Raw genomic sequence first — 2,793 nt, forward strand, 5'->3', positions numbered from 1 at the left:
GGTTCGGGCAGCGGGGGCTCGGCGACCCCGGTCACGGCCCGGGTGCGGGGCGCGGGCGCGACGGGCATCCTGGCGCCGTCGGGCAGGATCGCGGTGTGGGCGACCTCGGAGGCGGGCACGAGCGCGTGCGTGGCGGCGACCCCGTCGGGTCGGGCCTCGCGCGGCGGCGCGGTGAGGTGGAATCCGGCGTAGCTGCCCAGGGCCAGTTCCACGGCGGCCGCCCCGAAGGAGCGGCCCACGACCGCGGGGTCGTGGTCGCGGGCGACCACGCGCAGGCGTGCGGTGGCCGCGTCCTGGGTGTCGCCGTGGGGGTCCTGGGCTGGCACGAGGGTGAAGCGCAGGTCGTCGGGCGCGCGGTCGGCGAGGGCTGCGCGCATCTGGCGTTCGGCCTGTGCGGCCTTGGCCCCGGCGTCCAGGCCGGTGACCAGGAACTCGACCTCGTTGCGAAAGCCCGTGAGGCTGGTCAGTCCGACCTTGAGGTCGGGGGGAGGTTCCTCGCCGCGGGTTCCGCTGAGCAGGACGCGGTCGGGCCCCTGCCGGGTGAGGCGCACGGTGTCCAGGCGGGCGGTGACGTCGGGGCCGGGGTAGCGGGCTCCGGCGACCTCGTAGACGAGCTGGGCGGTGACGGTCCCGGTGGTGACGGCGCCGCCGGTGCCGGGGTGCTTGGTGATGACCGCGCTGCCGTCGGCGTGGATCTCGGCGAGGGGGAAGCCGGGCCGGTCCAGGTCGCGGCCCTCACGCAGGAGTTCGGCGGCCAGGGCGTAGTTGCCGCCGGTGGCCTGGGTCCCGCACTCGATGACGTGCCCGGCGACGGTGGCCCCGGCCAGGGCGTCCAGGTCCCCGGGGGTCCAGCCGAAGTGGGCGGCGGCCGGGCCCACGGCCAGGGAGGCGTCGGTGACGCGGCCGGTGACGACGATGTCGGCGCCCGCCTCCAGGCAGGCGGCGATGCCGAAGGCGCCCAGGTAGGCGTTGGCGGTCAGGGGGGTGCCCAGGTCGAGTTCCTCGGCGCGGTCGATGAGGTCGTCGCCGGTGACGCAGGCGATGCGGGGTTCGAGGCCGAGCCCGTCGGCGAGTTCGGTGAGCCGGTCGGCGAGGCCGCGCGGGTTGAGGCCGCCCGCGTTGGTGACCACCCTGGTGCCGCGTTCCATGACCAGCGCCAGGGTCTCGCGCATCTGGCTCAGGAAGGTCCGGGCGTAGCCGCGGCCGGGGTCGCCGAGCTGGTCGCGGCCGAGGATGGCCATGGTGAGCTCGGCCAGGTAGTCGCCGGTGAGGACGTCCACGCGCCCCTCGGTGAGCATCTCGTGGACGGCGGCGAAGCGGTCCCCGTAGAAACCGGAGGCGTTCGCGACCAGCAGCGGGGGCGCCGGGGTGGCAGCAGCGGTCATGGACACGAGGGTGACACCGATCACACGGAAAAACAAGCACGTGTGCTTGTTTTTCCGTACGGGACGGACGGGTCCGAGCGGACACGGTGAGGTGGGCGCGGTATGGCCGGAACCGGCCACGGAGCGTGCGTTACTCCCCCTCGGAGCGGGGGGAGGCGCGCGGTAGTTTGGCGCCGTGAACACCTCGCGAGAAGACACCAACCCCGCCGACGACGCCGCCTCCCCCGAGGGGACGGCGGAGGCGGCGGAGACGACGGAGGCGGCGGAGACCCCGGAGCCCGGGAGCACCGGTGCCGCCGGGAGCGCCGGTGCCGCCGGGAGCGCCGGAACGCGCGGGGAGGCCGGGACCCCGGGGGCGCGTCAGGAGGCCGACGCCAGCGGCGCCTTCATCGCGGGCGCGCCGGCCCGCTCCCCCAGCGGCCTATTCGCCGCCGAGACCTTCAGCGTCATCGCCCTGATGCTGTTCGTCCTCACCGCGCTGAACACCCGGCTCTTCGAACTCTTCGGCTTCTTCTTCGTGGGCCGGGTCCCCACCGACACCAGCGCCGGGGAGGCGAGCGCGCTCGCGGCCGAGGTGATGGTCGCGGGCGGGCTGAGCGCGCTGACCGTGCTCGCCGGGGCCCTGTCGCTGCTGCGGGGCGGCGCGGCCACGCGGGCGTGGAGCCGCTGGGGCGCCGCCGCGGCCGTGATCGTGGGCACGCTGCTGGTCGTGGTCTCGGTGCTGACCTTCGTCACCCTGCCGTCCGGGTCCTGAACAGGGGTTTCGTAGAAACTCCCTTGGTACTTCGGCGGGTAGGTTGACCGCGTGAGTACATCAGCGGAAGGCAACGACCCGACCGATCCCACCCGGGGGCCCGCACGGGACCCCGGCCGCGAGCCGGAGCCCGGGGCCGACCCGGCCACCGGGACCGGGGTGCCCGCGCAGGAGCCCGCCATGGTGGAGGAGCCCCTGCTGGAACCGGACTCCGGGGTGGCCGCCCCGGAGCGCACCGATCGGCCCAGCGGTGCTCTGGGCGCGGAGACCTTCGCCCTGACCGCGCTGTTCCTGCTCGCCGTGACGGTGCTGTCGAGCCAACTGGTCCAGCTCTTCACCACGGTGGTGCTCATCGGCGACCAGCCGGTGCCCGTGGACCAGGTGTCGCAGTTCTCCGTGCAACTGCTCATCGGCGGCGGCCTGGCCGCGCTGACGGCGATCCTGGCGGGGCTCGCGCTGGCCCTGGCGGGTTTCCGGACCCGGCCCTGGGCGCGGTGGCTGGCCGCCTCCGTGCTGATCGTGAGCCTGCTGCTGGTGCTGCTGGCGGTCGTGGCCTACGTCATGATGCCCGCGGGCAGCGCGCCCCAGCCCATGCCGATGCCGAACTGATCCGCGCGGGGCAGGGGGAGCCCCGTCCAGCCGCGGGGGGGGGGG

3 protein-coding genes are annotated in these 2,793 nt (G+C 75.0%); 2 read left to right on the forward strand and 1 reads right to left on the reverse strand.

Annotated features, from left to right (window positions below; all coding sequences use genetic code 11):
- On the reverse strand, positions 1 to 1,409 hold a 1,409-nt coding region (locus DQW06_RS27620), incomplete at its 3' end, for an acyclic terpene utilization AtuA family protein (RefSeq protein ID WP_157983634.1).
- Positions 1,410 to 1,560: 151 nt separating this feature from the next.
- Here DQW06_RS27620 and DQW06_RS27625 point away from each other — a divergent pair.
- The gene (locus tag DQW06_RS27625) at positions 1,561 to 2,139 is read left to right on the forward strand and encodes a hypothetical protein (protein WP_117199585.1); all 579 of its coding nucleotides are present in this window, start codon (positions 1,561 to 1,563) and stop codon (positions 2,137 to 2,139) included.
- Between the two features lie 51 nt (positions 2,140 to 2,190).
- Entirely contained in the window at positions 2,191 to 2,748 is a 558-nt protein-coding gene (locus DQW06_RS27630) for a hypothetical protein (protein ID WP_232238498.1), read from the forward strand.
- The last annotated feature ends 45 nt before the right edge of the window (positions 2,749 to 2,793 follow it).

Source organism: Nocardiopsis sp. TNDT3 (assembly GCF_003427465.1).
In the GTDB taxonomy this organism is placed as follows: Bacteria; Actinomycetota; Actinomycetes; order Streptosporangiales; family Streptosporangiaceae; genus Nocardiopsis; species Nocardiopsis dassonvillei.